This is a genomic window from Amycolatopsis orientalis DSM 43388, from assembly GCF_000411975.1.
Lineage (GTDB): Bacteria > Actinomycetota > Actinomycetes > Mycobacteriales > Pseudonocardiaceae > Amycolatopsis > Amycolatopsis orientalis_D.
This window is the reverse complement of sequence record NZ_ASXG01000172.1, coordinates 1-26,918: the sequence shown is the minus strand read 5'-3', so window position 1 is coordinate 26,918 and position 26,918 is coordinate 1. Positions and strand designations below refer to the sequence as shown.

Sequence of the window (26,918 nt, the reverse complement as noted above, 5' to 3'; positions counted from 1 at the left end):
AGCGGGCTGGGCTGAATGAGTGATTCAAAAAGTGTCCGGACACTCAGCCCAGGTTCCGCGTCGTGGAACTGTCGCCGAATGGACTTGTCGACAACTACTGTCCATAGTGGACTAGTGGCGCACCCGGGGCGTCGGGCCGAGGAACGGGAGAAGTTCGATGCCGTCCTGGAGCGCGGCGAGAGTGCGCAGGACTCCGGCGCCGCCGGTGGCGACGTCCGCGGACAGTCGTAGCAGCCGGGTGCCCGGGAAGGCAAGGCCGCCGCGGAACGGGACCGCGTACCAGGAAAGCCGCGTCAGGTGCCGGTCGATCGCGTCCTGCGTGCGCCGGTCCGGCGTGCTGCTGAAGGCCAGTCCGGCAGCGAGCCCGCAGCGGCCGTTCAGCAGACCCGGATGGAGCACGAACTCCCCGCGGCACGCGACGCGCAGTGCGGGCAGGCTGCGCGCGGCCTTCGCGTCGAAGCGGTACCGCGCCAGCTGTTCGGTGACGATCAGGATTCCGGCGCTGCCGATGCCCGCCCCGCGCCGCGAACCCCGGTTGCCGTCGCGGACCGGCAGCGAACCGTCCAGCGCCGGGACGCATTCCTCCAGGTCGCGTTCGAGCGCCTGGTCGGCGAACGACAGCCAGGCCGGTTCGCCGGTGCGCTCGTACAGCCGCAGGAACAGCAGTGCCGGGCCGGACCAGCCGTACAACAGCCCGGCCTGCGCGGAAGCACCCGGCGGTTCCGCGGTGTCCAGCGCCTCGGCGAGCCGGATGCCGATGTTCAGCGCCTGCCTGCCGAACTCGTTGTCGCCGCGGGCCGCGGCGAAATGCAGCCGGGTCAGGCCGATGCCGGCAGTCCGCTCGCGAGATCGTGGCCGACGGTCTGGTCCGCCAGTGCGCGCGAGGCGGCGAGGAGATTGGCCGCGGCCTTCCGGTAGCCGAATTCCTCCAGCACGTAAGCGATTCCGTGGCTGCCGTCGTAGAAACCCGCGCGGCTGGGCGGTTTCCCGTCGACCGCGTCGAGGAGCCACTGCTCGTGCTCGGGGAAGCGGCCGACGCCCGCGACGTGCAGCGAGTGCAGCACGCCCGCCGCGCCGGTGCCGAAGGTCGCGCCGCCGACGCGGAACTGCTCGATGTCGCCGGGGAACAGACGATCCTGGCGATCCGGCGTCGCGCAGGCGAGCAGGGCTTCGGCGATCTGCTTGCGCACCAGCGTCCAATCGGGGCGGGGTTCGTCGAGTTCGGTGTGCGCGGGCTCGCTGTGCGGCGCGATGCTGTCGGCGTATCCGGCGGGCAGCGAGAATCGGCGTTCGGTGAGTTCGGCCGCCCAGCGGAGGCGTTCGGGCACCAGGTGATAGAGCGGGGCCAGCGGCAGGAAGAGGCGCAGCCGCAGGGCGGTTTCGTCGCGGTCGAAGCCGGTCAGCGAGACCTTGCCGGAGCTGTCGACCAGGATGCTGTGCGGGTTTTCGAGCACGACCCCCCGTTCGGCCGCTTCGGCGACGATGCGGTCGACCTGCGCCAGCACGGACAGCGCCTGTTTGCGATAGGCGGCCAGGTCGGTTTCCGGGCAGTCGCGGCGGGTGAGCGGGTAATGCCGGGTGAGCCAGGCGTCCAGTGCCACGCCCGGCCGGTACTCCCGCACCAGGTAGTGGCGCTGTCCGGCGAGGTACGCGTGGACTTTCGGGATGCCGGGGATCCCGGCGAGCCGTTCGAGCAGCTCGTGCTTGCGCCGCAGCCGGGCGACCGCGTCGACGCCGTCCGCGTCGAGCCCGGTGTAGGGCCACGCTTCCTCGACGAGCACCCGCTCGCCGCCGCGTTCGGCCAGGTAGACGGCGGTGCCGTGGGCTTGGCGGAGCACCTCGGCGACCGGGTGCGGCGGCACCGGCGCGTCGGTGTACTCCGCGACGCAATCGGGAACGCGTACCCAGCTCGGCACGGAGAAGTCCGGGCCTTGCGGCGCGGGCTCGAGAGCGCTGCTCGGCCGGCGCAGCGCGGGCACGCGGGCGCCGCGGTGCTCGGTCCACAGCGGCGTGAATCCGGTGTAATGCACGTGAATCGGGCATTCTCCGCAGCGGAGCGCGCCGTCGATATCCGGTCCGGGCTCGCCGGTGAGGAGTTCGGAAAGATCGTCGAGGATCTGCTCGAGCGCGTTATTGTCGGACGGATAAATAGTGGCCAGCGCACCGGTTCCGCCGGTTGTCGGATATTCGGCATTGCGGTCGAGGAAAATCGACCGGGAACGCAGGTGCCGATGGGGCAGCCGCCGGGTCCGGCAGTACTCGCGGACGCGGTCCAGTACCCGGTCGGCGTTGCCCGGCGCGGCGGAAACCTCCACTGCCCAGCCTTGTTCTGGCAAAGCGACCCCGGCGGGACGGAGGAAACGCCAAAACCCGTCGTCCTCGGATGTCCATTGTGGACTGTATGGTGGGGCGGACAGGTCGTCGGCGGATATTTCCCGTCGGCGGTCGAAGAACCACGGATCGGCGAGGCAGAATGCCTCGTGCCGGACGTTCATAAAAGTGGATCCTTCCGCGTGTGCGCTTCTCCGGTGCTCCGGCGACGGAAACCATTCCCGCACAGCTTCGCCGTCGCGCCAATCCGCCATTTCAGCGTTCGGCGGACCCGGGCGGGGCGACGATAAATCCGGCTCTGGCGAACCGAGCGTGATTCCCCGTCGCCCGGTTGAGCGGGATTTCCTGGGCATTCGGGAATTGACGGAATGCCAGCGACCCGTTCCGGTGAACGTGGTCCCGGCCACGCCGTCGGCCCCTCGCCCGTCCGGGTCGGCGGGCGAGGCGGGTACGTTGAGGCCGGCGGGCAGAAGGAGGAACGGGTGATCGTCGGGTTCGCGATAGCGGTCGCTGGCTGCGCGGCGCTCGTCGCGCTGTGGAGTTTCGTCCAGGCGGCGCGCAAGAAGCTCCCGGACACCCCGCTGCTCGTCGCGCTCGCCGTGATCGAGGTGCTGCTGGTCGTCCAGCTGGTGATCGGGATCGTGCTGCTCGCCGGCGGGCACCACCCGGGCAGCCTCGCGACCTACCTCGCCTACCTGATCGGCTGCCTCGTCGTGCTGCCGGTCGGCGCGGCGTGGGCGCTGGCCGAGCAGAGCCGGTCGAGCACGGTCGTGCTCGGCATCGCCTGCCTGGCCATTCCGGTGATGGTGCTGCGACTGAACGAGGTGTGGAGTGGAGCAAGCGCGTAAGACGGCCACCGGTCCCGGCCGGGTCCTGGTCGCGGTGTATGCCATCTTCGCGCTCGCCGCGACGTCGCGGGCGGGCGTCCAGATCGGCACGAAATTCCACGAGGCGCCGCTGGCGTACGTGCTGTCGGCCTTCGCCGCGGTCGTCTACATCCTGGCCACGATCGCGCTCGCCCGCGGCGGCCGGACGTGGTGGCGGATCGCGCTCGCCGCGTGCACGGTCGAACTGCTGGGCGTGCTGTCCGTCGGCACCCTGAGCGTCTTCGACCGGCAGGCGTTCCCGGACGCCACGGTCTGGTCGGTGTACGGGCAGGGATACCTGTTCATCCCGCTGGTGCTGCCGGTGATCGGCCTGTACTGGCTGCGCCGCACCCGGGTCAGCGGCTGAGGAACAGTACGCGGAACTGTCCGTAGCGGCGGCAGCGGCAGAAGAACAGGTGGTCCCCGGCTACTTTCGCCGGTTCTGGTTCCGGGGCGCGGCCCCGATGATCGAGGCCCCGTCCCCACCGGAACCGCGGCGACGAAGCCGCAGAAACGAGAGACCATGCGTTTGCGCACCTGTTTGCTCGTGCTCGCTACCGCGCTTGGCCTAGCCGGATTCGCCGGTCAGGCCGCCGCTTCCAGCGGGCCGACCTCGACCCCGGCGATCATCGGCGGCGGTTACGCCTCCAACGCTCCGTGGGCCGCACGGCTGTTCGTGAACGGGCAGCAGAACTGCACGGCCACGATCATCGCGCCGCAGTACATCCTCACCGCGAAGCACTGCGTCGCCTCCAGCGGGACCTACACCTTCCGCATCGGCAGCCTCGACCAGACCAGCGGCGGCACGATGGCCACCGGCGCCGCGATCACCCGTTACCCCGGTGCCGCCGACCTGGCCATTGTCCGGCTGTCCAGCTCGGTGAACGCGACGTACTCGCCGCTCGGCACGTCGACCGACGTCCGCGCCGGGCAGACGGCGCAGGTGTACGGCTGGGGCGCGACGAGCCGGTGCGGTTCGGAGATCAACTGCCAGTCGCGATACCTGAAGGTGGCCAACGTGCGGGTCACGACTCCGTCGTGCAGCGACTACGAGGGCGGCGTCGCGGTGTGCGCGACCCGGATCGACGGCATCACCGCGGGCGGCGACTCGGGCGGCCCGATGTTCGCGTCCGGACGGCAGGTCGGCGTCGCGTCGACCAGCGACCGGCAGAGCAGCACCGCCTACACCAACATCACGCGGTACCGGAGCTGGATCTCGCAGGTCGCGGGCGTCTGAACCTTCTGACGTCTGAATTTGTCGGTGGTCCGGCCTAGGGTTGGGAGTGCGCACCGCTTCCGTTGCGCGGAGGAGGAGAACCATGCCCGACAAGCTGATCCCGGGGCCGGACCACCCGATCACCGTTGAGCCGAACCCCGCGCGGGTGGTGGTCAAGGCGGGCGAGAAGACCATCGCCGACACCACCCGCGCGCAGGTGCTGCGGGAGGCCAGTTACCCGCCGGTGCAGTACATCCCGCTGGAGGATGTCGACCTGGCGATGCTGTCGCCCACCGAGCACCGCACGTACTGCCCGTACAAGGGCGACGCCTCGTATTACAGCCTCGCCGCGGTGCCGGACGGCGAGAACGCGGTATGGGTGTACGAGGACCCGTACGACGCGGTGGCTCCGATCAAGGGACACGTCGCGTTCTATCCGGACCGGGTGGAGATCGAGGAGGTCGGCTGAGGGTTTTCGCGGGTGGCTGTTGGGCTCGGCCTCGGTGGGCTCGAGTTGTGGATCATCGGGACCGGGGAGAGGGCGCGCTCCGGGTGCGGGACTTCGGGCGGTTGTCGTTCGCTTCTGCGCTGTCGGTCCCTGGTCGCCGGGAGGGCAGCGGGATCGGTCCTTCGGTTGGCGTTGACTGATCCGGGTTCGGTGCGGCTCTGGTTGGGTGCTGCTTTGGGCCGCTGCTGATGCGGGTTTGGTGGTGCGCCCGGTTTGGTGGTGCTCGCGGTTGGGTGTTGCCTCGGGCCTGGTGGTTTTTCGGTTCGCTGCTGCTTCCGGTCACTGCTGATCGAGGTTCGGCGGTGTTCCCAGTTTGCCGCTGCTCCCGGTTTGGTGCGGCCCTCGGATCCGGTGGTGTTCCCGGTGTGCTGCTGCTCGCGGTTTGGTGCGGCCTTCGGGGCCGGTGGTGCTCCCGGTGTGCTGCTGCGTCGGGTTCGGTGCTGCCTTGGTTGGCTGCTGATCCGGGCTGAGTGGTGCTTCGGGGCGGCCGCCGTTGCGGGAGCGGAGGCGATCGCGGTGCGGTGCTGCTCAGCGCGGCGGCGCGGTTCAGCGGCCGACTTCCAGCCAGGAAGCCCCGCCTGCCTGGTGCAGGGCCTTCCACAGCAGGTTGAGCGGATGGCTGTCCGGGTACGAGGACCGCTCGCCGCGCCGGGCGAACACGCCGACGAGCAGTTCGAGTTTCGGCTCGATGTCGTCGACGAGGCCGATGGTGCGCAATCCGGAGGCGGCGTGCAGCCGGTTTTCGCCGGCGGCCTCGCCGAGTCCTTGGGTGACGAGCATGCAGCCGCGGACCAGGCCCGAACGGAGCAGTTCGAATCCGTATTGCGCGGAGTCGATCTCGGCGACGATGTCGAGCCGGTTGCGGTAATCGGAGCCGAACCAGCCGCGCATGAAGTCGTTGATCACACCGCCGCTGGGCACGACGAGCGGAAGTGTCGGCAATTGGCTGGTGGCCACGGACTCTTCGGGTTTCGGCGTGTCCATATTGGTCACGATGCCGAGTCCGCTGCGCCGCCATTCGAGCACGTCGACCGAGTCGAGCGCGCTGGTCGTCACGACGCTGCCGCACACCAGGTCCACGTCCTTGGCCAGCAGGCGGTCGATCAGGTCCTTGGTGCGCACGTGCACCACGTTCAGCTCGATGTCGCGGGCACGGAACTGCTCGGCCACGAGATCGCCGGCGTGGGCGAGGCTGCCGAGGGTGTAGCGAGTCGCGCCGACGGTGAGCGTTCCGCCGAGTTCGCGACGGCATTCGTGAATGGTGTCCAGCCATTCGGTGAGAGTGGCGCGAGCTTGCTTCGCGACGGCGCGTCCGGTGTCGGTGAAAAGAACGTCGCGACCGCGACCTTGTCGGTGTAACAATGGTTCTCCGCACAATTCGGAGAAATTGCGGTTGAGGGTGTCGAGTTGTTTTTGCACACTGGACTGGTCGCGGCCGAGCGCGCGGGCCGCGGCGAGGGCGGTTCCGGTTTCCGCGACCGTGATCAGCGTCCGCAACTGGTCGAATGTCGTGTCGAGCAGGGCAGGCGAGGAGCGCAGGAGCCTGCTGAGCACGTTGAACGACGGCGACCGGAACGGGCTGGGTGCGGACATGTCTGGCAGGACTCGCCTTCTGCTTTCGCTTCTCGGACGACGGAGAGCCTAACCCGGCCTTCCTGATCTCGCGGCCAGTTAAAAAAATCTCCAGATTATATCGGCGAACCGGTGGACGGCACCAGCAGTCGGCGGGAAACTCCGTGACGCTTGATTCGATTGCGGAGCCGAGGAGTTCGACAGAAGTGAGTTCGTACAGTTCCACCGGCGCGCGGCGCTCCCGCACCCTGACCATCGGCGGAGGGCTCGGATTGCTCGGCGCGCTCAGCGGGCTGCTGTGGGGTGTGATGGTGCTGGTGCGGGGCGAGGACTTGATCCGTCCCGCCGTGCAGGAATACCTCCACGGCGAGGGCCGGGACCTGGCCTCGAGCGGCCTGCTCACGGCCGACGACCTGACCGGAATCGCCCTGTCGTCGTTTCACAGCCGCGCGGCGATCTGGCTGGTCATCGGCCTGGTGACGCTGATTTCGGCCGCGATGGTGCTCGCCGCGCACAACTGGGCCCGGGTGGTGCTGACAGTATTCGCGGTCTTCGGCATCGGCCTCGGCGTGCGGGACCTAATCGATCTGAACCCGGCGTTGCTGAACACCTTCGACGCCGTCGCGGTGCTGAGCCTGCTGGCAGTGCTCGTGGTGCAGTGGCTGCCTGGGGCCAACCGAGCGGTTCGGGCGCGGAAGAACGCGGCGCTCGCACGGAAGGCCGCGGCGTTCGCGGCGGTCTGAGGTTCAGCCACGGTGTTTCGCGGCGGCACGTCTGAGGGGTCGTGCCGCTTGGAAACCCGGGTGGTCCAAGCGGCGCCGGAGGGGGACTGTGTCGGGGCTGCGTTGCTGGAGGGGCGTCGGACGGGTTTGTCCGAAGGGGACGGCACCAGCGAGGGGCAACGTCCTCGATCGAAGTCGGTGAAGTCGGGGACCGGTTGAGGGGGCCGCGACGACCAATGCTCCGGTTCGCGGCACACGTGATCGCGCTTGAACCGGTGTCGATCGAGGGGAAAGCCGCCGGGCTTCAGAGAACCGATGCTGAGTCCCGGACGAGGGGGAGTTCCGCCTCGCCGCTGTACCGGCGGCGAGGCGGGACCGGGCAGCTTTCTGGACGCCAGCCGTCATCGGACCGTGCCCGAGCTGATCTACCGCGGTCCTTACGCCCCGAGAGTCGGAGGCGTCGGCCGCATGCCGGTTTCCGGGTCGACAGCGGTGCGATCATCAGCAAAGAGATCTACGTCAAGAACGTACTTGCGTTCATGCTCTTCGTCATCTTCTTTCTTGCCGCGTTGCGCACCGGGCGCCGCAGCGCCGGACAGGCCTTTCCCGCCGGGAGCACCACGTTCCCCGGCGACGCGGGAAGCCGCGCTTTCGTTCGCACCGGCCCCGGACCGGGGCCCTGCCTCGCCGCCCAGCCGGCCGGGTTTGCCGGTGCCGCCTTCACTGCCAGGGCGTCCGGAGCCGCCGCCGAAGCGGTTAGAACCGCCTTCGCTGCCGGACCGTCCGGCACCGAAACGGCCGGACCCACCGCCGAGGCGTTCTGAGATGCCGCCGAGCCGTCCGTCGCCGGGTCCGGCGATGGGCGTGATGCCGAATTCGTTCCCCGGGCCGGGTACCGACGGAGCCCTCGTTCCGCCGCGCCATGGGGAGTCCACGGTCGATCCGGCGGCAGGCGGGGTGTAGCCGGAGGTGCTGGTGCGGTCGTTTCCGTTGCCCGGCACGGTGTTCGAGGCCGGAGAGCTGTGCGGTACCGCTCCGGGGCTGAACGTCGAACTAGTCCCGCCCGGGGAACGATGCTGGTCGCCGGGTGCTGGACCAGACTGGGGCTTCATCTCGGCGGAGGGGTGCTGCTGGATGGTGACGTCGCCGCCGTCGTAGGTGCCGATCTTGCCGTAGTCGACCTTCAGCTGCTGGGTGTTCCCTTGGCTCTCCGAGGTGAATTTCTCGTACGTATCCAGGTTTTTCTGCTGCGCGGTGTCGTGCTCGATGAGCTTGGACATGACGTCCGCGTTCATCAACCCCATCGCGGGCGTCGGACTGCCGGTGGGCGCGGGCGGGATCGACGTCAGCTGGTTCCGCAGATTCTCGTGCATGGCGATGCCGGTGGCGTGGGTGTTTTCGTTGGCCGCGAAAGCCTGATGCGCGTCGATCGCCGAAGCGCGGACCTTGCGCAGCCGTTCAGCGACGAGATCCGCCCCTTGGCCGGTCCAGGAAGACTCGAGCTTCGTGAGCGTCCCGGAGAGATCCTGGCTCAGGGTTTCTTGCTCGGCGGCCAGTTCGTGAGCCATGGTCGCGCCGCCGTGCCACCCACTGGGCTCCGCGGCCTGCACTTGCTTGACGATGTCCTCGATCGGCACCGTCAATTCCTGGTGCTGCTCCAGGTACTGCTTGATCGGCTCGTAGAACTTCATGTCACCGCCCGGCCTTCTGCTTCAACGTGGTGAGGACGTTGTCGGCGACGTCGGCCGCGAGCGGGCACGGGTCGATCTTCCCGAATTTGGTGGATCCTGGGGTGACCTCGACCGCGAAGGACAGCCGGTCGGTGACGCCGACGTTGACGTCGCAAGTCTGGGAATTCGGGCCGGGTTGAGTGCTGTAGGCGACCGCGGGGAAGCCTTGGATGGGCGGGAGCGGCTCGAAGCGCTTCATCTGCGGCCGGACGTTCACGTAGACGTTGCTGAGGCCGTCGTTGTTCTTGTCGAAGAACGACAGGCCGATGAATCCGTGGGTGTCCGGGCTGGTCCAGTCGCAGGCGCGGACCGCTGAGTTGTCCGGCTTCCCCGGCACCGCGGAGCCGAGTTGGTCGGTCAGTTGCTGCGGCGTGAGCGCCTGGCACGGATCACCGGAGAGCACGTCGTCTGGCAGCGGATTCTCGACCTTCGGTGCGCCGCCGTAGGGAAGGTTCTGTGTCGACGGTGCGGAAGTCGTCGGGGTGCCGTCGGTGGGAGTGGAGCAGCCGGCGGCGAGAACAGCGACGCCGAGCACCGCGACTGTCGTGCGCAGGTTCATCCGATTTTTCCTGGGGAGTGAGCGCCGGGGTCGACGCTCTGGATGGTCTTGGTCTGGCCCTGCTCGTTCTGGTTGATCGCGCCGAGTGCTTGCTGGATCCGGTCGGCGAGCTCCTTCACGTAACGCAATTGCAAGTCGATGTGTCCGCCGCCGTAGGAGAACGCCCCGAGCTTTCCGTTCCCGTCACCGACCATCGCCACGTGCATCGCCGTGGTCGACGGGTCTTTCGACGGCGGTTTCATCGCGCACAGGGCGGTGACTTTGCGCTTCATGGAAAGAAGCCGGTCCTCGTACTGCTGGAGATCCCGGAGGATCTCCTTCGCCGCGTCGACATCCAGCGAGAACCCGCCCTGGCGGGGCTGGGATTCCCACGGGTGAAAGACCGAGAACTCGACGTCCTCCCACACGCGAAGCCCTCCCCATGTTCGGTGTCATCAAATGCAGACAGCTAACAAAGTAGCTGATCACTCACTGCCTGTGTGACGTTCTCCGAAATGCGGAAGTCGACTAGACATTAATGCTCTAGGCGCAATTTCTATCTCGACCCAAAAACGCGCAGTTCAGGCCGACAAATGCCGTACCGCGGCCCGGTGGACATCTGGCAGCAGCGGGTTCGGGTCGGCGGCTCGGCTGGCGGCCACGATCTGGCACGGGGCGATCCCGTCGATCGGCACCGCGGCCAGGTCGGGCCGGGTGCGGATGCGGCGGTCGGTCTGCGGCAGCACCGCCACGGCTTGGCCTTCGGCGACCAGTTCCAGGCTTGTCCTCGTAGCTTTCCGCGGCCGGCGGGGCCAGTGGTGCGGCGGTGGCGCCGACTACTGGGCGCGGCGTTCCTGCTGGGTCCGGCGCGACGCGGGCATGGGAGCGGACCCTACAACATACTTGCCATTCGACAAGCAAGTCTGCGTAGAGTTGGACGCGACGAGAGGGAGGCAAGCCCGATGACCGCAGTGTTCGTCCACGGCAATCCGGAAACCGCCGCGGTGTGGGAGCGTCTGCTCGCCGAACTGGGCGACCGGCCGGCCGTGTGCCTGTCTCCGCCCGGGTTCGGCGCCCCGCTCCCGGAGGGGTTCGGCGCGACGGCGGTCGAGTATCGCGACTGGCTGCTCGCCGAGCTGGAGAAGTTCCCCGAGCCGGTGGACCTAGTCGGGCACGACTGGGGCGGTGCGCACGTGCTCAACGCCGTCATGGCCCGTCCGGAGCTGGTGCGGACCTGGGCCAGCGACACAGCCGGCGCGTTCGACCCGGATTACGTCTGGCACGACCTCGCGCAGATGTGGCAGAAGCCCGGCGTCGGCGAGGAAGCCGTCGCGGCCATGTTCGGTGCGCCGGTGGAAGCTCGGGCCACGCGCCTGGTTCGCGGCGGAATGCACGAATCGGTGGCCGCCAAGGTCGCCGAGGGGATGAACGACGACATGGCCCGCGCGGTGCTTCCGCTCTACCGGTCCGCCGCGCAGCCGGCGATCGCGGAGTCCGGCCGGAACCTCGAACGCGCGGCGGAGCGTCCGGGGCTCGTCGTGCTGGCGACCGAGGACCACTTCGTCGGGACGGACGAGCAGCGCCGCCGTTCGGCCGCGCGGGCCGGGGCGAAGCTGGTCGTGCTGGAGGGCCTCGGGCACTGGTGGATGACGCAGGACCCGGCCCAGGGCGCGCGCATCCTCACCGAGTTCTGGGAAGCGTCCGAATAGGACAGTTCAGGCCCGCGCGACGAGATGGAACACCCGGCTGAGCCGCCGGTACGGATCTCGTCGCGCGGCCTCCAGCTCGACCTCCGCGATCTCGGCGATCCGGTGCTCGTCGCCGTCCAGGTCCATCCAGTCGGCGAACAGCCAAACCCCATACCAGGCAAGCGGTTCCGCTCCCTGCCCGACGAGCAGCTGCGACAGGCCCGCGACGGTGTCGGCGCGCGTGTCCACGCCGAGGACGCCCCGCTCGCCCTTCGCGTCGAACGCCGTCAGCGCGTCGCTCCATCGTCCTTCTAACGCCGGAAGGACGGCCAACGTCTCAGCGTTGAGCGCCATCACCGAGACGATCCCGCCCGGTGCCGCGCAGGCGCACAACGCGTCGATCATCGGCACGGGATCGTCCACATACATCAGCACGCCGTGGCACAACACCGCGTCGAACTTCTGCCCCGCGACCGCCACGACGGCGTCCTCGCCGCGGCTGCGCACCAACCGGACTCGCTCGCGAACCTCGGCAGACTCCGCGGCGAGCCGCTGCACCGCCTTCGACAGCATCGCGTCGGACGAATCCAGCAGGACGACGTCGTAACCCAGGCGCGCCAAGGGAAACGACTGATGCCCAGCCCCGCCGCCAACGTCGAGCACCGTCGCCGGCGGCGGAGGCAGGTGTGCGAGGAGCTGCTGATGCAGCACGTACGTACGGACTCGGCCCTTGACGGTCGCGTACGCGCCTTCCACGAACGGACTTGCTAGCGCGGCCCAGGCGTCGGTCTCCATGTCGTTCATAGTGCGCCCGGATCGAGAGTGACGCGCGTCACAAAAGGTCCATGTCCAGAACCCGCCCGCGCCTCCGACCACTTCCCGAAAGACCCCGAAACCACGAGGAGCAAGACGATGAAGTTCCTGATCAGCCTGCACATCAACCAGTCCGTTCTCGACGCGCTGACCGACGAGGAACGGGACGCCCTCGGCGACGGCGTCACCGCGTTCATGGAGTTGACGAAGAAGTCCGGTGAGCTGATCGCGGCCCAGGCGCTCGCCGATCCGTCGCAGGCCGTGGTCGTGTCGGTGCGGGGTGGGCAGCCGGTGGTGACCGACGGGCCGTTCCTCGAGTCCAAGGAGTTTCTCGGCGGCTACTACCTGCTCGACGTCGAGAGCAAGGAGCGCGCGATCGAGCTGGCCGCGCAGGTGCCGGACGCCGCGATCGACGGGCTTGGCGTCGAGGTGCGCCAGGTGATGTTCTCGGAAGGACAGTTGGACGCGTGACTTCTCCCTCCGTCGAGGACCTGCTGCGCGAACTCGTGCCGCAGGTTCTTGGCGTGCTGGTGCGCCGGTACGGCCAGTTCGAGGGCTGCGAGGACGCGGTGCAGGAAGCTGTCCTCGCGGCTTCTCAGCAGTGGCCGGTCGAAGGCGTGCCGGACAATCCGCGCGCCTGGCTGGCGACGGTCGCGTCCCGGCGTTACGTCGACCAGTTGCGCAGCGACCAGGCGCGCCGCGAGCGGGAGTTGGCGAACGCCACCGAAGCAGCGCCGGAGGTGCCGGACACCGACGACACCCTGCTCCTGCTGTTCCTCTGCTGCCATCCGGCGCTGACTCCGGCGTCGCAGACCGCATTGACTCTGCGCGCGGTAGGCGGGCTGACGACGGCGGAGATCGCCCGCGCGTTTTTGGTCCCGGATGCCACGATGGCGGCCCGGATCAGCCGGGCCAAGCAGCGGATCAAGGCGGCGGGCAGTTCGTTCCCAGGCTCGGTGGGACCGGAGCGGCTGAATGTCGTGCTGCAGGTGCTGTACCTGATTTTCAACGAGGGCTACACCGCGTCGTCCGGCAGCGATCTGCACCGCGCCGACCTGGCGTACGAGGCGATTCGCCTGGCCAGGATGGTGCACGCGCGACTGCCGGACGACAGCGAGGTGACCGGTCTGCTCGCGTTGATGCTGTTGACCCACGCTCGCCGAACCGCTCGCACGACGCCGTCCGGCGATCTGGTGCCACTGGCGGATCAGGACCGTTCGACGTGGGACCGCGCGATGCTCGACGAGGGCATTGAGCTGGCGAAAGCTTCGCTGGGCGGCCCGGAGCTGGGTCCGTATCAGCTGCAGGCGGCCATCGCCGCGACGCACGCCGACGCGGCGACCGCGGAGGAGACCAACTGGCGGCAGGTGCACGCGCTTTACCTGATCCTGGAACGGATCGCGCCCAACCCGGTGGTCACGTTGAACCGGGCGATCGCGCTCGCCGAAACCGAGGGGCCGCGGGCCGGACTCTCCCTGCTGTCCACATTAGACAGTGAGGAACGGATGGCGCGGCACCACCGGTTGCTGTCGGTGCGGGCGCATTTGCTGGAGAAGGCCGGTGATCTGCCTGGTGCCTACGAAAATTACCGGCTGGCCGCCAAGGCGACGGCCAGTATCGCGGAGCAGCGTTTCCTGACGGCCCGGGCCAGCCGGGTGAAGCCGCGCCCGTAACGGCTGCCTTGGCCCGGTGCCGCGCGGAGAGTCAAGATTCGGCGAGTTGCTCCGTCGCGTGCTGGTAGGCGTCGGCGGCCCGGGCGAAGTAGTCGAACAGGACCGCCACCTCTTCCGGCCGGTAGCCGCGCAAGAGCTCGCCGATGCTGGCGCGCGCGGGGGCGAGCGCCTTGTCGAGTCCTTCGGGCTGGCGAAGCGGCCGGACGACGACCTTGCGCCGGTCGCCGGGGTCCGGGGCGCGGCGGACGTAGCCGCCCTCTTCGAGGCGGTCGACCAGGCGGGTGGTCGGGCCGGTGGTCAGGCCGGCCATGCGGCCCAGCTCGCTCGGGGTCATCGCGCCGTGCAGTTCCAGGATGTTCAGCGCGTACAGGTCGGTAGCGCCGAGCCCGACAGCTCGCGCGCTGGCTTGGGCGTGCAGCAGCACCGCGCTCAAGTAACGCCGGTAGACCGCCGACGGATCCTCGGCTGTTGACATCCCGCCTCCCCTCCCATAATCTCTTCCTCAACGAAGAGAAGTCTTCAGAGCAGTTACTTCTCTGAAGAAGATACCATGGGGAGACATCATGAACGCACTGGACACCGACGTCGCCGCGATCACCGCCGTGCTGGATCGGCTGGTCGCCGCGTGGGACAGCGCGGATGGCGCCGCGTACGGCGCGGAGTTCACGGCCGACGCCACCTACCTCACCTATGTCGGCACGCTCTACCAGGGCGCGGACGAAATCGGCCGGGCGCACCAAGCGCTCTTCGACAGCTTTCTCAAGGGCACGCGGTTGTTCCACGAGGTGCTGAGCATTCGCCATCTGGGACCCGATGCGGCGGTCGTCGTCACCAGGGGCGCGACCGGCAAGGTCTCGAAGGCCGCTGAGCTGAACAAGGTCCAGACCTACAGTCTGGTCCGCACGGAGGCCGGGTGGAAGGTCGCGGCCTTCCAGAACACGAAGCGCAAGCCGTTGATGGAGGCGGTGTCTTTCAAGTTCCAGCCGGCGAGCAAGCCGGCCGCCTGACCCGGCCGGGACCGCACCAGGAGTTGTCATGTCTTCGCTCGCTGTCGTCGCCGCGACCGGGCGCACCGGGCGGCTCGTCGTCGAACGCGCGTTGGCCGCCGGGCACGAGGTGACCGCCATCGCCCGCGAGCCGGGAAACCTCGGCCTCGAACATCCCCGGCTCATCCGCCGTTCCGCCGATGCGCTGGATCCGGAGTCGCTGCGCGGGGCGCTCGCCGGGCATGAGGTAGTGGTCTCCGCGCTTGGCTCGACCGGCCGCCGCCCCACCACTGTCTATTCCGCCGGGACCGCCAGCATCGTCTCGGTGTTGCCGCCCGGCGCACGGCTGGTGGTGATCTCCTCCGCCGGTCTGGCGACGCCGCGGGACGCCGGGCTGGGCACGCGGGCGGCCAGCCGGATCCTGCGCTGGGTGCTGCGGCATCCGTACGCGGACATGGTGCGGATGGAGGAGTTGCTGGCTCGCACCGGGCTCGCGTGGACCGCGGTGCGGCCGAGCGGATTGACCGACCGGCCGGGCACGGGCCGCGCCCGCGTTTCCGTCGGCTCCGCCGAGCGTCTCGGCCCGCGCACGGCTCGGGCCGACCTGGCCGCCTACGTGGTGGACCACTTGGACGATCGGCGGATTTTCGGCCGGGTGGTCGCGGTCTCGTCGTAGCGGGTAGCTTCGCGGGGTGTCCCGTACGGTGCCTGCCGAGGTCCTGCGCGTCTCGATCGTCGACCGGCTGTTCGCCCGCGCCGACGACGAGCGGCCGTTGTTCACCCAGCAAGACCACCAACGCGGCGTCGAACACACGTGGGGCTGGGCGGAATTCGCCGCCAAAGTCCGTGCCGTGGCTGGAGAATTGCGTCGGATCGCCGAACCGGGCGAGCGCGTCGCGATCCTCATTGGACAGGAACTCGCTTATCCGCTGGCGTTTTTCGGTGCGCTCGCCGCCGGGATGGTCGCCGTTCCGCTGATGCTGCCCGGCAATCGCGCGCAGGCGGACCGGCTCTCCGGAGTCCTCGCCGATTCCGGCGCGCGAGTGTGGGCGACGTCCTCGGCGGTCGCGGGGAAGGTGCGCGAGTTCGGCGATCCCGGTGCCCTCGTGGTGGTCGACGAACTGACCGGGCCAGGCATCGATCCGGTCCGCGTGGATCCGGAAAGCCCGGCGTACCTGCAATACACGTCGGGGTCGACGCGCGAACCCGCGGGCGCGGTGATCCCGCACCGGGCGATCGTCGCGGCCTGCTGGCAGGCCAGCCAGGCCTACGCCTCGGACGAGCGGACGACCTGCGCCGGCTGGATCCCGTTCTTCCACGACATGGGCCTGATTCAGTTGCTGTGCCTGCCGGTTTACGTCGGCGGCCGGTCGGTGTTCATGTCCCCGGCGGAGTTCGTGCACCGGCCGCGGCGGTGGTTGCGTCAGCTGTCGGACTATCCGGCGGTCTTCACCGCGGCCCCCAATTTCGCCTACGACCTCGCCGCCGACGTCGGTCCGGAAGACGACCTCGACCTCTCGGACGTCCGGATCGCGCTCAACGGCGCCGAGCCGGTCCGGCCGCGCACGGTCGAGCGGTTCCACGAAGTGTTCGGCCCGTACGGATTCCGCCGGGAGGCGCATCGGCCGTCGTACGGACTGGCCGAGGCCACGGTGTACGTCGCGAGCGCCGGAGCGGAAGGCCCGCGCGGCGCGATGCTCGACCGGGAAGCCCTGGCTCAAGGCCGCGCCGTCGAAACGCCGGACGGCCAGCCGGTCATGTCGGTGGGACGGCCGGTCGGGCAGCTCGTCCGGATCGTCCGCGACGGACACGAGCAGCCCGAGGGCGAGGTCGGCGAGATCTGGGTGCACGGCCCGAATGTCGCGTCCGGCTACTGGGGCCGCGGCGACGCGGGCGCGTTCAGCGGAGTCATCGACGGACTCGGCGGCTGGTTGCGCACCGGCGACCTCGGGGTATTCCACCGCGGCGACCTGTACGTCACCGGCAGGCTCAAGGACCTGATCGTCGTGGACGGCCGCAACTTCCACCCGCAGGACCTCGAGGCGGCGGCGGGCGAGGCGCATCCGGCGATCCGCCGCGACCGGGTCGCCGCGTTCGGCGTCGCCGACGACCAGGGCGAGGGCGCGATGGTGGTCGCGGAATGGGCTCGCGACGCGGAAGCCGAGGTCAAGGACGTGACGCGGGCGGTGCTGCGAGCGGTGTCGCGAGAACACGATCTCACGCTCCGTGCGGTACACCTGGTCCCTTCTGGCGGACTTCCGCGCACTTCCAGCGGAAAGGTCGCCCGGTCGGCCGCCAAGGCGCGTTACGGTGGCGTCCGTGGGTGATCACTGCGCCGAGGTCACGAAGGTCGTCAGCGACACCTTCCGGCTCGACCCGGCCCTCGTCGTGCCCGACGCTCCGCTGGAGGAGCTCGGCATCGACTCGAAGGGCCGGATCCGGCTTCTCGCCGCGCTGGAGATCTACTACGACGTGTCGATCGATCTGGACGAGCTCGATCGGTTCACCGACGTGGAATCCGTGGCGGCCGTGCTCGCGGAGGCCCGGACAGCTTGCCGAGCTGAGGAGAAGCACTGAAATGAGCGGTGGGGGCGGGTACACCGCCACAACCGAGGCGTTGTCGACGGCGGCGAAGAAGATCGGCGACCTGGCGGAGAAACTTCTGGACGACAATCCGGACCTGGAGAATTCCGAGCTGACCAAGGAGAAGTTCGGCCGGGCGCACCAGGCGCACGCCGACAAGTACCTCGAGGGAACCAAGCAGCTGTGGGGCGCGCTCTCCGGCTACAGCAAGGCCCTCGAATCGTTCGGCACGAACATCAGCACCGCCGGATCGGCCTACGGCACGAACGAAGACAACCAGGCCGGCACGATCACCGACACCGGCAACCGCGGCGGGGTGCTCTGATGTCGGACAAGACGTGGGCAGACGTCAAGAAGCTGCTCGACGACCCGGCCGTGCCCGCGGATCAGAAAGCCGACTTGGTCCGCGCCTGGGAGTTCGACCACCCGGACACGACCGGCGACGAGGGCAAAGAGTTCGAGAAATACCTGGCGACGTACGGCGGGGCAGTCCAGACCGGAGCGTTTCCCGGCACCGGCCCGTCGCTCGACGAGGCCTTCGACGCGGCGAAGACAAAAGGCCAGCAGAACAGCTACAACCAGGACGAGAAGCAAAAAGCGGTCGACAAGGGCAAGGAAGACCTCGGCAAGAAGCAGCCGCCCGTTCCCGGCGAGGGCAACGACGCCGGAGCGACCGGCACGAAGACGTCCGACGAAATCTTCGACACCGCCGCTCCCGCGCTGCGCGTGTTCGAGACCTTCGGCGGGCTGCTCGAGAAGATCCCGGACGACTGCAAGGGGAACACGCGCAAGCTCGACCTCGACAAGGACATCCGCGGCCCGTTCGACGAGCAGCGCGGGATCAGCTTCGAGGGCTTCGTCAACGACGCCATGCACTTCAAGCACGGCTCGGAAACCGTGAAGTCGACGCTGAGCGATACCGGAACCGAGCTGGGCACGCTGTTCCAGACCTGGACCGGAGCGGGAGCCGACGCGGCGTCGGACCGCTACAACGAGAACATCCAGAAGAAGGCGGCGAAGCTGGGGGACGACCTCAGCCACGCCAGCGAAGTGACGCTGCACACCGCGAAAACGCTCTTCGACCTGTGCAAGGGGAAGGCCGACCAGGTCATCGCCCTGTACCGCGACCAGGTCGGCAAGGCTGACTACACGATGGCGCAGAAGGTCATCGCGGTCGCCAACGGCGAGCACGGCAGCATCGACGACCTGGCCCAGATCGCCGGCTGGATGGACTACAACTTCGGCACCAACCTGGTCGACAGCCTCAACGACCAGGGCTGCTGCAACGACGACGAGATCCAGAGCCACGGCAAGGACCTCGCCAAGCAGTGGATCATGAACCAGTTCAACCCCGACATGTGGGACGTGATCTACCAGGGGTTCGAGAAGGCCTGCAAGGACGCCAAGGACCTGGTCGACAAGGCCTATGACGCCCTCGACAAGGAGATGGGCAAGCTCAAGAACAAGTTCGAGGGCGCGGCGGACGGCGGGGCTGGCGGCGCGGGCGGTGCCGGCGCTGCTGGCGGTGGTCCCGGTGGCGGGGGCCAGGGGCCTGGCGGTGGCGGTCCCGGCGGGGGTGGCCAGGGCGGCGGTCAGGGTTCGGGCGGCCAGGGCGGTTACGGCGGTGGCCAGGGTGGCTACGGTGACGGCCCAGGCAGCGGCCAAGGCGCCGGTGGGGGCTACGGCGGCGGTGCTGGTGGGGGAACTGGGGGCGGGTCCGGTTCGGACCTCCCGCAGGGCGATCACTCCGGGAGCGCTGGCGGTTTCGGCGGCGGCGTGGGAGGCGGGTCCGGTTCGGGAGGTGGGTCCGGCAGCGGCTCCGGCGGGGGCGGCGCGAAGGTTCCCGAACTCGACGTCCCGGCCGATTCGCCGGGCGGCGGTCCGCTCGGCGGGGGCTCGGGCGGCGGGACTGGCGGCGGTCCGGTGGACGGCCCGCCGATCCAGACCGACTCCGGCGGCGGATCCGGTTCCGGAGGGCCCGGCGCGGGCGGTTCCAGCGGCGGGCAGGACAGCGGCCAGTCTGAGGAAGAAGCCCGGCAGAAGGCCGAGGAAGCGGCGAAACAGAAGGCTCAGGCCGAGGCCAAACAAAAGGCCGAGGCCGCGATGGAGTCGCTGAAGAAGGACGCGCAGGGCAGCCACGGCGGCGGCCCCCTCGGCGGCCCGGGCGGTGGCGAGCCCGGCTCGACTGGCGACGGCAAGGGACCCGACGGAAAAGGCCCGGACGACAAGGGTTCTGGCGACGACAAGGTTTCCGGGGACAAGGTTCCCGGAGACAAGGGCGGCGGCGGTCCGGTGGACGGCCCGCCGATCAAGACCGACCCCGCCGACGGCGGCCCCGGCGGCGAAGACGGCAAGCCAGGCGAGGACAAGGACCACGACGGCAAGCCCGATGACGGCAAGCCCGGGGACGACAAGGGCCACGACGGGAAGGGCCACGACGGCAAGCCCGACGAGGACGGCCGGGATGTCCTGAAGGTCAAACAGGGCGACAAGACGTTCGAGATGTCCGAGCCGGATCACGACGGCAAGATGGACATCAAGATCGGCGAGGGCGCCGGGCCAGTCAAGGACTTCAAGATCGACTGGTCCGACGACAAATCCGCACACGACGGCGCCGACGGACCCGGCGACGAGGTCCACCACCCCGGCCCGGACGGAAAGATCCACCTCCGGGACGGCGACACGAAGATCACCGCCGAGCGTCCGGACGGGCCGGACGGGCCGACCGTCGTCACGGTCGACGACGGCAAGGGCAACCCGACGACGTACACGCTCGGCGAGGAAGACAAGCCGGTCGACCACGGTCCGGAGGCGTCCGGCGACAGCACCGGCCGCCACCACGCGGGCGACGGTCCGGGCCACCACGGCGGTGACCACAAGGGACCCGACGGCAACGGGCACGGCGGTGCCTCGCCCGGCAGCCACCCCGTGCCTCCGGCGGGCGGGCCGGGTCCGGAAATGTCGCACACCGGCGACCCGTTCGGCGGACACTCGGCGCACCAGGTGCATCCGGCGGGAGAAGGGCCCGGCCCAGAGACGTCGCACGGCGGCGGACACCACGCGGGAGAACCGGCCCAGCCGCACCACGGCGTTCCGAGCGGCGCGCCGGGTCATCCGATCCAGGGCGGTCCCGGTCCGGAGATTTCGCACACGGGCACACCAAGCGCCTCGTTGCCCGGCGGTCCCGTGGTCGGCGTCGACAACACACCGGTGTCCGGCACCCATTCCGGCGGCTTCTCGGCACCGGCGGCCGACCACTCCAGCCAGCCGGGTCAGTCCGGCGGCGCCGGGATGCCCGGCATGGGCGCGATGGGCGGCGGCCACGGCGGCGGCGGTGGCGGCGAGACTGAGCGGCGTTCGGCGTACCGCGTGGAGGGCGCGGTCTTCGACAACCTCGGCGAACCCGCCGGCCGGCTCACTGGTTCACTTGACGATGACGACGACGCGCCGATCATCCGGACCAGGTAGGAGGGGCGCATGAGCGAAACCGCCGCGATGAAGGCCGAATTGGACGCGCTGGTCCGGGAGCAGGCCGATCGCCGGGTGCTGCGCGAGCAGAAGGCCGAGGAGATCAAGGCGCAGTCCCAGGAGTACATGACGAAGCAGGTGCAGGCGGCCGAACGGTACGTCCAGCACCGGCGGGAAATGGGGAAGCGCAAGACCAAGTCCGGGTGGAGCACGGACCGGCCGAGCACCGACCCGCCCTCGGCGTTCGATTCCGACGAGTTCGGCAACGAGCCGGGTTCGGCTTCCCCGTTCGCGGTGACTCCGAACCAGCCCGCCGTGCGAAGCGAGCCGGCGCGCCGCCCGACGCGTCGTCCCCGTCCGGTGGAAGACGACGAGGACGACGACGCTTTTCTCAACAACCGTTGGCGCGATTGAGGTTCTCCCCGGGGAGGGGGCCCGCCCGCCCCCTCCCAGCGGTCAGATCCGGACGAGCATTTTCCCGACGTTTTCTCCGCGCAGCATTCCGATGAACGCGTCGACGATGCTGGAAAACCCTTCTGCCACAGTCTCGTTGACGAGCACCTGTCCGCTGCGGACGTGCGGGATCAGGAATTCCTCGAACTCCTCGCGCGCGTCGAGGTGATTGCGCACCAGAAACCCTTCGATCCGAAGGCTTTTCCCGACCACGTCGTACAGGTTGTGCGGCGCGCTCGGCGGCGTGCGCAAGCTGTTGTACTGCGCGACCGAACCGCACCAGGCGACGCGCCCCCGGTCGCGCAAGGCGTCGATCGCGGCGGCCAGGTGATCGCCACCGACGTTGTCGAAGTACACGTCGATCCCGTCCGGTGCCGCTTTCGCGAGGAGGTCGGTGACCGGGCCGTCGTGGTAGTTGAAGGCGGCGTCGAAGCCAAGGTCGCGAGTGAGGTGTTCGACCTTCGCCGCGGAGCCGGCGCTGCCCACGATCCGTCCCGCGCCGAGCAATCGGGCAAGCTGCCCGGCCGCGCTGCCCACCGCGCCGGCCGCTGCGGAGATGAACACGTCCTCGCCGGGACGGAGCTGTGCGATCCGCGTCAGACCCACATACGCGGTGAGCCCGGTCCCGCCGAGAACGCCGAGGTAAGCGCTGAGCGGAACACCGTCGGCCGGCGTGATCGTCCGGACGTCGGCGGGAGTGAGGACGGCGTGGGTAGCCCAGCCGTGCCGGTGGAAGACCGTCGTGCCGACCGGCAGCGTCGGTTCTTTCGACTCGACCACCTCGCCGATCGAGCGGCCCTCCAGTCCCGCGCCGAGTTCCCACCCACCCCATTCCATGAATTCGCGCATGTACGGATCGACGGACAGGTACCGGTTTTCGACCAGCACCTGTCCGTCGGCGAGGTCCGGCAGCGGCCGGGTGACGAACTCGAAGTCGGCGGCGCTCGGCGCACCCTCGGGGCGGCGGACCTGGCGGACGGCGGTCAGGGACACGGGATCTCCTCAGCGAAGGGTTCTGACCAGCAACCTAGGCATCGCGAAACCGCCGTGGCAGAGCCGCGGATCGATGGACCAGGCCAATCCATGAATCTCGTTCATGGCGACGGCTAGGCTGGTCGCATGGATGCTGTCGACCTCACGCCAGGCGAGCTGCGCCTGCTGCTCGCGGTGGAGCGCACCGGCAGTTTCACCGCCGCGGCCGCCGAGCTGGGCCTGACTCAGTCCGCGGTCTCGCACGCGGTCCGGACCTGCGAACGCAAGGTCGGCGCCGTCCTCTTCGACCGCGGCCGAACCGGTGCCCGCCCCACCGCGGCCGGTGCCCGCGCACTCGTGCACGCCCGGCTGATCCTGCGTCAGCTCGACGTTCTCCGCGCCGAAGCCCGAGGCGCGGCCGCCGGAACCCTCACCGGCCCGTTGCGCATCGCCGCTTTCCGCAGTGCCGCGGCACATCTCCTGCCTGCGGCGCTGGAACGCTTGACCACCAAGCATTCCGGCCTGCACCCGCAAGTCCTGATCGTCCCCGAAGTGGGCCGCGGAACCGCGGGCGAGGTAGCCGACGGCCGCGCAGACGTCGCCATCGCCACCCTCAGCGAAGACGAGACCCCGCCAGCCGGGTTGGTCACCGGAGAACTGTTCCGGGAACCGTACTTCCTGGTCAACCCCGGCAGCCGGATCGAGCCGCGCAGCCTGCCGCTGCTCGACTGGCCGGAAAACTGCTCCTCCTACACGCGATCCTGGTGGGCCCGGCAGGACTGGCTGCCGCCGGCGAAAATGGAAGTCGCGGACGACGGGGTGGTGCTTTCCATGGTGGCCCAAGGGATCGGAATGGCGATCCTGCCGAAACTCACCCTGGCCGCCATCCCGCCGGGAGTCGCGGTCACCCCGATCGCCGACCCGCCCACCCGGCGGATCGGGTACGTCACCACCTTCGCGGGCGCGCAATCCCTTGCGGTGCGCGAATTGGTACGGGAATTGCGCGCGGTCGCCGAGTCCGAGTTCCTCGGCGCGGCCTGATCCCCGGGAAAGAACACCACCTGCACCAACGCTGTCGTCCCTGCCTGCGCAGGTTGCCTCGGCCACGAAAATGACATACGGTTCCGCTACTGACACGCGATTCCGTAGAGGTGGTCGATGACCAGACGCGCACTGGTGCTCGGTTGTGGCGGCACCCTCGGCTTCGCCTGGACCACCGCCGCCCTCGCCGCGGTCGAAGACCAGCTGGGATGGGACGCGCGCGACGCGGACGTCCTCGTCGGCACGTCAGCGGGCGCGGAGATGGCCGCGTTCCTCGGCTCCGGCATCGGGGTCGGCGAGATCATGGCCGCGCTGCTCGGAGAACCGGCCGATAGCCGCGTCACGCGCCATCTCGCTCGGCATCCAGGCCTGCTGCCGCCGTTGCCGGTGCCCGTTTGGCCTGGTCTCGGCCTCACTGCCGCCGCGCTGCGCGGCCGGGTCGATCTGCTGGCCGGGTTGGCCGGAGTGTTGCCGAAGGGACGCGGCGACGCCGGATGGCTGCGTGCTCTCGGGGCGGCGCTGGCCAACGCGGACGGCTGGGTCGATCATCCGCGGACCTGGCTGGTCGGGGCTGATCTCCGCACCGGGGAGCGGGTCGCGTTCGGGAAATCGCATCGGACCCAGCTCGGTGCGGCCATCGCCGCGTCCTGGGCCATTCCGGGGTGGTTCCCGCCGGTAGGCGTCAACGGCCGCAAGTACGTCGACGGAGGCACGGTCTCGCCGACGTCCGCGGACCTTGTTCTCGAGACCGGCGTCGAGGAGGTCGTGCTCATCCCGCCGATGTCCACCTCCGGCGGCGCGCCCGGCCGCGGCTTCGCCCGGCTCGAACGACTCGCCCGACGTGCGATGACCCGGCGCGTCGACGCTGAGGTCAAGCAACTTCGCGCCGCTGGTATCCGGGTGCTCCGGATCGAGCCCGGTCAGGCCGAACTGGACGTCATGGGTCCGAATTTCATGGATCTGCGCCGCCGTGCCGACGTGCTCCGCGCGGTGCCTCCAGCACGGATCCGCGCCGCCATCGAGCAAGGAGCGACCCGGTGAGCTACCCCAAGATCGACCTTATCGGCGCGTCCGTCGCGATCACCGGCGGCGGTGCCGGGATCGGCCGCGCGGTCGCCAAGTTGTTCGCGAGCAAGGGCGCGCACGTCGCGATCGGCGACCTCAACGGGACCGCCGCGCAAGAGACCGCCGAGCTGGTCGGCGGCACCGCGCACCACCTCGACGTCGCCGACCGCGACTCGTTCGCGTCGTTCCTCGCCGCCGCCGAGAAGGCGCACGGACCGTTGCACGTGCTGGTGAACAACGCCGGTCTCATGCCGAACGGCGGATTCCTCGAACTCGCCGACGCCACCGACCGGCTGCAGATCGACGTCAACCTCGGCGGGGTCCTCAACGGCATGAAACTGGCCTTGCCCGGCATGGTCGAACGCGGGTTCGGGCACGTCGTCAATGTCGCTTCGCTGGCGGGCAAGTTCCCGGTCAAGGGACTGGCCGTCTACAACGCGACCAAGTTCGCCGTGGTGGGGCTGACGGCCGCGACCCGGCTGGAGTTCGCGGACGCGGGTGTGAGCATCAGTGCCGTGCTGCCCTCGGCCGTGGACACCGCGCTCGCCTCGGGCTTGGACATGCGGCCGATCCCGAAGGTGCGACCGGAGGACGTCGCGCGGGCAGTCGTCGATTCGGTGCACCACCGCCGCGCGGAAATCGCCGTCCCCGGCTACGTCGGACTGCTCGCCACCGCCGCGGGCGTCACCCCCGAACCGGTCCTCAACCGCATCCGGTGCCTGGTCCGAGACGACCGCGCGCTGCACTCGGACCGCCCGGAACGAACGGCGTATCGGGCGAATCTCGAGGCGCAGCAAGAGACTCGGCGGTAATCGCTCGGCGCATCCAGCCTGTCGCGTCCCCGCACGGATCCGGCCCGGTCGCTTCGTTTTCCGGATAGTCCGGGTGTTCGGTTGTGCCGCTAGACCGTTCCCGGCGAGCCCTGCACGGTGGAGGCAACCCCGTTCATTCCGGAGCGGAAGGCCGGAACCGAGCAGTGAGATTCAGCGGTGCCTTCGGGAAACGATCCCCGTCGCGGCGTTGGCCAGACAGACGACAGGGAGAACTCCGCTGATGTCCGAGACCACCGAACGGTCGCTGCGTCCCGGCGACCTGGCGATCCGATGCGGGCCCGTGGGCTCCCTGGTGCTGGTGCGGCTGAGCGGCGTGCTGGATCTGGCCACCTCCGGCGACCTCGCCGAGGTACTCGGCCAGCAGCTGCGGACCGGCCGCGACATCGTGCTCGACTGCACTGGCCTGGACTTCATGGCCGTCGTCGGGATGTCGCTGATGCTCGAAACCCACCGTGCCGCCAGCGCCCGGCGGCGGAAGCTGATCGTGGTGACCGGCGGCAACCGCGCCGTCCTGCGCCCGCTGCGCGTCACCCGGGTGGACGCCACGCTGCACCTTGCCGCCACGATCGACGACGCGTGCGCCCAGCTGGGCGGTTTGCTCCCCGGCCCACGCGGGTAACCGGAGGCCTGCCCCGCGACGACGCACGTCGGAGGTCCTCGCACGACGCCCGAGGACCCGCCGGGGTCGCTTTGCGGCGTGGGACGGAGGACGAACCGGCGGATGTCCGCACCTGGACGGGTGGTGTTCGACAGCGACGACTTGGAGTACACCGAAGAATTCCTCTCCAAATCCTATGCCCCGATGCGGATCGGCAGCGGCGGCCGCACCGCCGGCGCCCGGATCACCCGGGTCGCCTCGGACAGCGTCAGCGCCGACCAGCTGGACCTTCACTTCGAGATGAGCTACGACGTCACTCCGCTCGGCCGGATCTGCCTCTGCGACATCGAAGCCGGAACCATCGAAGACCACCAGGCCGCCGGGTGGGCCGAACCCGCCGACTTCGGGCCCGGCGACCTGTTCTCCTTCGCCCCGCCCGACCGCCCGTACTCCGGCCGGATCTGCCGGGCGCGCTACAGCATCACCATGCTCGATCCCGACGTGCTCAGCCGCGTCGCCGGGGTCGAGAAACCAGTCGAGCTGCTCGACCACAACCCGGTGTCCGCCGCCACCGCCCAGCACCTGCGCGGGGCCATCACCTACCTGCGTGATCAGGTCCTGGCTGCCCCGGACATCGCCGAGCACCCGCTGCTGGTCAGCACCGCGACCCAGCACCTCGCCGCCGCCGTGCTCGCAGCTTTCCCCACGAGCGCGCTGGAAGAGCGCGCCGGTGCCTCTCTGGACGCGCACCCACCGGCTTTACGTCGCGCGATCGCCTTCATCGAAGCCAACCCCGACCGCGACATCACCGCCCTCGACGTAGCCCAGGCAGCTGGCGTCTCGGCGCGAGCGGTGCAGCTGGCGTTTCGACGGCACCTCGATACGACACCGATGGCTTACTTGCGGCGTGTGCGTCTCGACCATGCGCGGGCTGAGCTGCGGGCTGCTGTCCCAGGGGAGACGACTGTCACGCAGGTTGCGGCGCGGTGGGGGTATCCGCGGCCTAGTGCGTTTACTGCGCACTATCGGGCTGCGTATGGGGAGCTTCCTTCTCAGGCACTTCAGGAACACAGCTCCTCGACCTGAACATGGTGAGCCGAATGCCGCCGCCGAAGCTGGCGGCTGGAGTAGCGTGTGCCGAGAAGCCGCGTCGACGGTCGTCCACAAAGGAATCTTCTTGCCCCGCCCGAGGAGCGCCCCATGAGACACCCTCTGTCAACCTCAGGCCGCCGAGGGAGGCTGGTGGGCTTGCTGCCGGTTGC

The 26,918-nt window shown here is 69.3% G+C and carries 30 protein-coding genes; 20 read left to right on the top strand and 10 right to left on the bottom strand.

Translation table 11 applies throughout. The features are described 5' to 3' along the window. Window positions 1-111: 111 nt before the first annotated feature. Window positions 112-690, bottom strand: a complete 579-nt coding sequence (locus L942_RS46075; RefSeq protein ID WP_326929383.1) for a lanthionine synthetase C family protein — start codon at window positions 688-690, stop codon at window positions 112-114. A 128-nt stretch (window positions 691-818) separates the two neighbouring features. Continuing rightward, complete coding sequence (locus L942_RS36020) at window positions 819-2,495, bottom strand: hypothetical protein (RefSeq protein WP_326929382.1); 1,677 nt, start codon at window positions 2,493-2,495, stop codon at window positions 819-821. Window positions 2,496-2,813: 318 nt separating this feature from the next. Between L942_RS36020 and L942_RS36015 the strand changes: the two genes are divergently transcribed. The 4 genes from L942_RS36015 (at window position 2,814) to L942_RS36000 (ending at window position 4,882) form a co-directional block, all read left to right on the top strand. Further along, window positions 2,814-3,179 (top strand): hypothetical protein, encoded by a 366-nt coding sequence (locus tag L942_RS36015; protein ID WP_037368907.1) that lies wholly within the window; start codon window positions 2,814-2,816, stop codon window positions 3,177-3,179. After that, window positions 3,163-3,564, top strand: coding sequence for a hypothetical protein (locus L942_RS36010; RefSeq protein ID WP_051166490.1), 402 nt, complete (start codon window positions 3,163-3,165; stop codon window positions 3,562-3,564). The genes L942_RS36015 and L942_RS36010 overlap by 17 nt, the downstream gene beginning before the upstream one ends. Window positions 3,565-3,720: 156 nt before the next feature. After that, complete coding sequence (locus tag L942_RS36005) at window positions 3,721-4,434, top strand: S1 family peptidase (RefSeq protein ID WP_037368906.1); 714 nt, start codon at window positions 3,721-3,723, stop codon at window positions 4,432-4,434. 82 nt (window positions 4,435-4,516) lie between these two features. Beyond that, the gene (locus L942_RS36000) at window positions 4,517-4,882 is read left to right on the top strand and encodes a DUF427 domain-containing protein (RefSeq protein WP_037368905.1); all 366 of its coding nucleotides are present in this window, start codon (window positions 4,517-4,519) and stop codon (window positions 4,880-4,882) included. A 585-nt stretch (window positions 4,883-5,467) separates the two neighbouring features. Here the strand turns inward: L942_RS36000 and L942_RS35995 are convergent. Continuing rightward, the gene (locus L942_RS35995; protein WP_037368904.1) at window positions 5,468-6,514 is read right to left on the bottom strand and encodes a LysR family transcriptional regulator; all 1,047 of its coding nucleotides are present in this window, start codon (window positions 6,512-6,514) and stop codon (window positions 5,468-5,470) included. Window positions 6,515-6,699: 185 nt separating this feature from the next. Between L942_RS35995 and L942_RS35990 the strand changes: the two genes are divergently transcribed. Then, on the top strand, window positions 6,700-7,236 hold the full coding sequence (locus L942_RS35990; protein WP_200863037.1) for a hypothetical protein: 537 nt from the start codon (window positions 6,700-6,702) through the stop codon (window positions 7,234-7,236). 416 nt (window positions 7,237-7,652) lie between these two features. On the opposite strand, the gene L942_RS42350 is transcribed toward L942_RS35990, so the two are convergent. The 4 genes from L942_RS42350 to L942_RS44645 form a co-directional block, all read right to left on the bottom strand. After that, window positions 7,653-8,906 (bottom strand): hypothetical protein, encoded by a 1,254-nt coding sequence (locus L942_RS42350; RefSeq protein ID WP_051166489.1) that lies wholly within the window; start codon window positions 8,904-8,906, stop codon window positions 7,653-7,655. Between the two features lies 1 nt (window position 8,907). Then, window positions 8,908-9,504 (bottom strand): DUF3558 domain-containing protein, encoded by a 597-nt coding sequence (locus tag L942_RS35980; protein ID WP_037368902.1) that lies wholly within the window; start codon window positions 9,502-9,504, stop codon window positions 8,908-8,910. Then, entirely contained in the window at window positions 9,501-9,911 is a 411-nt protein-coding gene (locus tag L942_RS35975) for a hypothetical protein (RefSeq protein ID WP_037368901.1), read from the bottom strand. Before L942_RS35975 ends, L942_RS35980 begins: the two co-directional genes overlap by 4 nt. Window positions 9,912-10,064: 153 nt before the next feature. Continuing rightward, entirely contained in the window at window positions 10,065-10,235 is a 171-nt protein-coding gene (locus tag L942_RS44645; protein WP_158684589.1) for a hypothetical protein, read from the bottom strand. Window positions 10,236-10,445: 210 nt separating this feature from the next. Between L942_RS44645 and L942_RS35970 the strand changes: the two genes are divergently transcribed. After that, window positions 10,446-11,192: an alpha/beta fold hydrolase gene (locus L942_RS35970; protein WP_037368900.1), complete on the top strand. Its 747-nt coding sequence runs from the start codon at window positions 10,446-10,448 to the stop codon at window positions 11,190-11,192. A 6-nt stretch (window positions 11,193-11,198) separates the two neighbouring features. Here the strand turns inward: L942_RS35970 and L942_RS35965 are convergent, their stop codons facing one another. Beyond that, on the bottom strand, window positions 11,199-11,966 hold the full coding sequence (locus L942_RS35965; protein WP_037369078.1) for a methyltransferase: 768 nt from the start codon (window positions 11,964-11,966) through the stop codon (window positions 11,199-11,201). A 117-nt stretch (window positions 11,967-12,083) separates the two neighbouring features. On the opposite strand from L942_RS35965, the gene L942_RS35960 reads away from it, so the two are divergent. Continuing rightward, the gene (locus tag L942_RS35960; RefSeq protein ID WP_037368899.1) at window positions 12,084-12,455 is read left to right on the top strand and encodes a YciI family protein; all 372 of its coding nucleotides are present in this window, start codon (window positions 12,084-12,086) and stop codon (window positions 12,453-12,455) included. After that, window positions 12,452-13,657, top strand: coding sequence for an RNA polymerase sigma factor (locus L942_RS35955; RefSeq protein WP_037368898.1), 1,206 nt, complete (start codon window positions 12,452-12,454; stop codon window positions 13,655-13,657). Before L942_RS35960 ends, L942_RS35955 begins: the two co-directional genes overlap by 4 nt. A 31-nt stretch (window positions 13,658-13,688) precedes the next feature. Here the strand turns inward: L942_RS35955 and L942_RS35950 are convergent, their stop codons facing one another. Further along, window positions 13,689-14,132 carry a MarR family winged helix-turn-helix transcriptional regulator gene (locus L942_RS35950; protein ID WP_037368897.1) on the bottom strand — a complete coding sequence of 148 codons (444 nt, stop codon included), beginning with the start codon at window positions 14,130-14,132 and terminating at the stop codon, window positions 13,689-13,691. A gap of 88 nt (window positions 14,133-14,220) precedes the next feature. Between L942_RS35950 and L942_RS35945 the strand changes: the two genes are divergently transcribed. The 7 genes from L942_RS35945 to L942_RS35915 are packed head-to-tail and all read left to right on the top strand — an operon-like array spanning window position 14,221 to window position 21,108. Beyond that, complete coding sequence (locus L942_RS35945) at window positions 14,221-14,664, top strand: SgcJ/EcaC family oxidoreductase (RefSeq protein WP_037368896.1); 444 nt, start codon at window positions 14,221-14,223, stop codon at window positions 14,662-14,664. A gap of 28 nt (window positions 14,665-14,692) precedes the next feature. Next, window positions 14,693-15,319, top strand: coding sequence for an NAD(P)-dependent oxidoreductase (locus tag L942_RS35940; protein ID WP_037368895.1), 627 nt, complete (start codon window positions 14,693-14,695; stop codon window positions 15,317-15,319). 16 nt (window positions 15,320-15,335) lie between these two features. Then, the gene (locus tag L942_RS35935; RefSeq protein ID WP_037368894.1) at window positions 15,336-16,970 is read left to right on the top strand and encodes a fatty acyl-AMP ligase; all 1,635 of its coding nucleotides are present in this window, start codon (window positions 15,336-15,338) and stop codon (window positions 16,968-16,970) included. Then, window positions 16,963-17,220: an acyl carrier protein gene (locus L942_RS35930; protein ID WP_037369076.1), complete on the top strand. Its 258-nt coding sequence runs from the start codon at window positions 16,963-16,965 to the stop codon at window positions 17,218-17,220. The genes L942_RS35935 and L942_RS35930 overlap by 8 nt, the downstream gene beginning before the upstream one ends. A gap of 1 nt (window position 17,221) precedes the next feature. Further along, window positions 17,222-17,551 (top strand): hypothetical protein, encoded by a 330-nt coding sequence (locus tag L942_RS35925; RefSeq protein WP_037368893.1) that lies wholly within the window; start codon window positions 17,222-17,224, stop codon window positions 17,549-17,551. Continuing rightward, complete coding sequence (locus tag L942_RS44640) at window positions 17,551-20,694, top strand: hypothetical protein (RefSeq protein WP_037368892.1); 3,144 nt, start codon at window positions 17,551-17,553, stop codon at window positions 20,692-20,694. Before L942_RS35925 ends, L942_RS44640 begins: the two co-directional genes overlap by 1 nt. A gap of 9 nt (window positions 20,695-20,703) precedes the next feature. Then, window positions 20,704-21,108, top strand: coding sequence for a hypothetical protein (locus L942_RS35915; RefSeq protein ID WP_037368891.1), 405 nt, complete (start codon window positions 20,704-20,706; stop codon window positions 21,106-21,108). A gap of 42 nt (window positions 21,109-21,150) precedes the next feature. On the opposite strand, the gene L942_RS35910 is transcribed toward L942_RS35915, so the two are convergent. Continuing rightward, window positions 21,151-22,140, bottom strand: coding sequence for an NADP-dependent oxidoreductase (locus L942_RS35910; protein WP_037368890.1), 990 nt, complete (start codon window positions 22,138-22,140; stop codon window positions 21,151-21,153). 126 nt (window positions 22,141-22,266) lie between these two features. On the opposite strand from L942_RS35910, the gene L942_RS35905 reads away from it, so the two are divergent. The 5 genes from L942_RS35905 to L942_RS35885 all read left to right on the top strand — a co-directional run bounded on the left by L942_RS35905 (window position 22,267) and on the right by L942_RS35885 (window position 26,742). Then, on the top strand, window positions 22,267-23,160 hold the full coding sequence (locus tag L942_RS35905; protein WP_037368889.1) for a LysR family transcriptional regulator: 894 nt from the start codon (window positions 22,267-22,269) through the stop codon (window positions 23,158-23,160). Window positions 23,161-23,277: 117 nt separating this feature from the next. Continuing rightward, entirely contained in the window at window positions 23,278-24,201 is a 924-nt protein-coding gene (locus L942_RS35900) for a patatin-like phospholipase family protein (RefSeq protein WP_037368888.1), read from the top strand. After that, entirely contained in the window at window positions 24,198-25,037 is an 840-nt protein-coding gene (locus L942_RS35895) for an SDR family oxidoreductase (RefSeq protein WP_037368887.1), read from the top strand. The genes L942_RS35900 and L942_RS35895 overlap by 4 nt, the downstream gene beginning before the upstream one ends. 241 nt (window positions 25,038-25,278) lie before the next feature. Beyond that, complete coding sequence (locus L942_RS35890) at window positions 25,279-25,677, top strand: STAS domain-containing protein (protein ID WP_051166488.1); 399 nt, start codon at window positions 25,279-25,281, stop codon at window positions 25,675-25,677. 102 nt (window positions 25,678-25,779) lie between these two features. Continuing rightward, entirely contained in the window at window positions 25,780-26,742 is a 963-nt protein-coding gene (locus tag L942_RS35885) for a helix-turn-helix transcriptional regulator (protein ID WP_037368886.1), read from the top strand. Window positions 26,743-26,918: the final 176 nt, after the last annotated feature.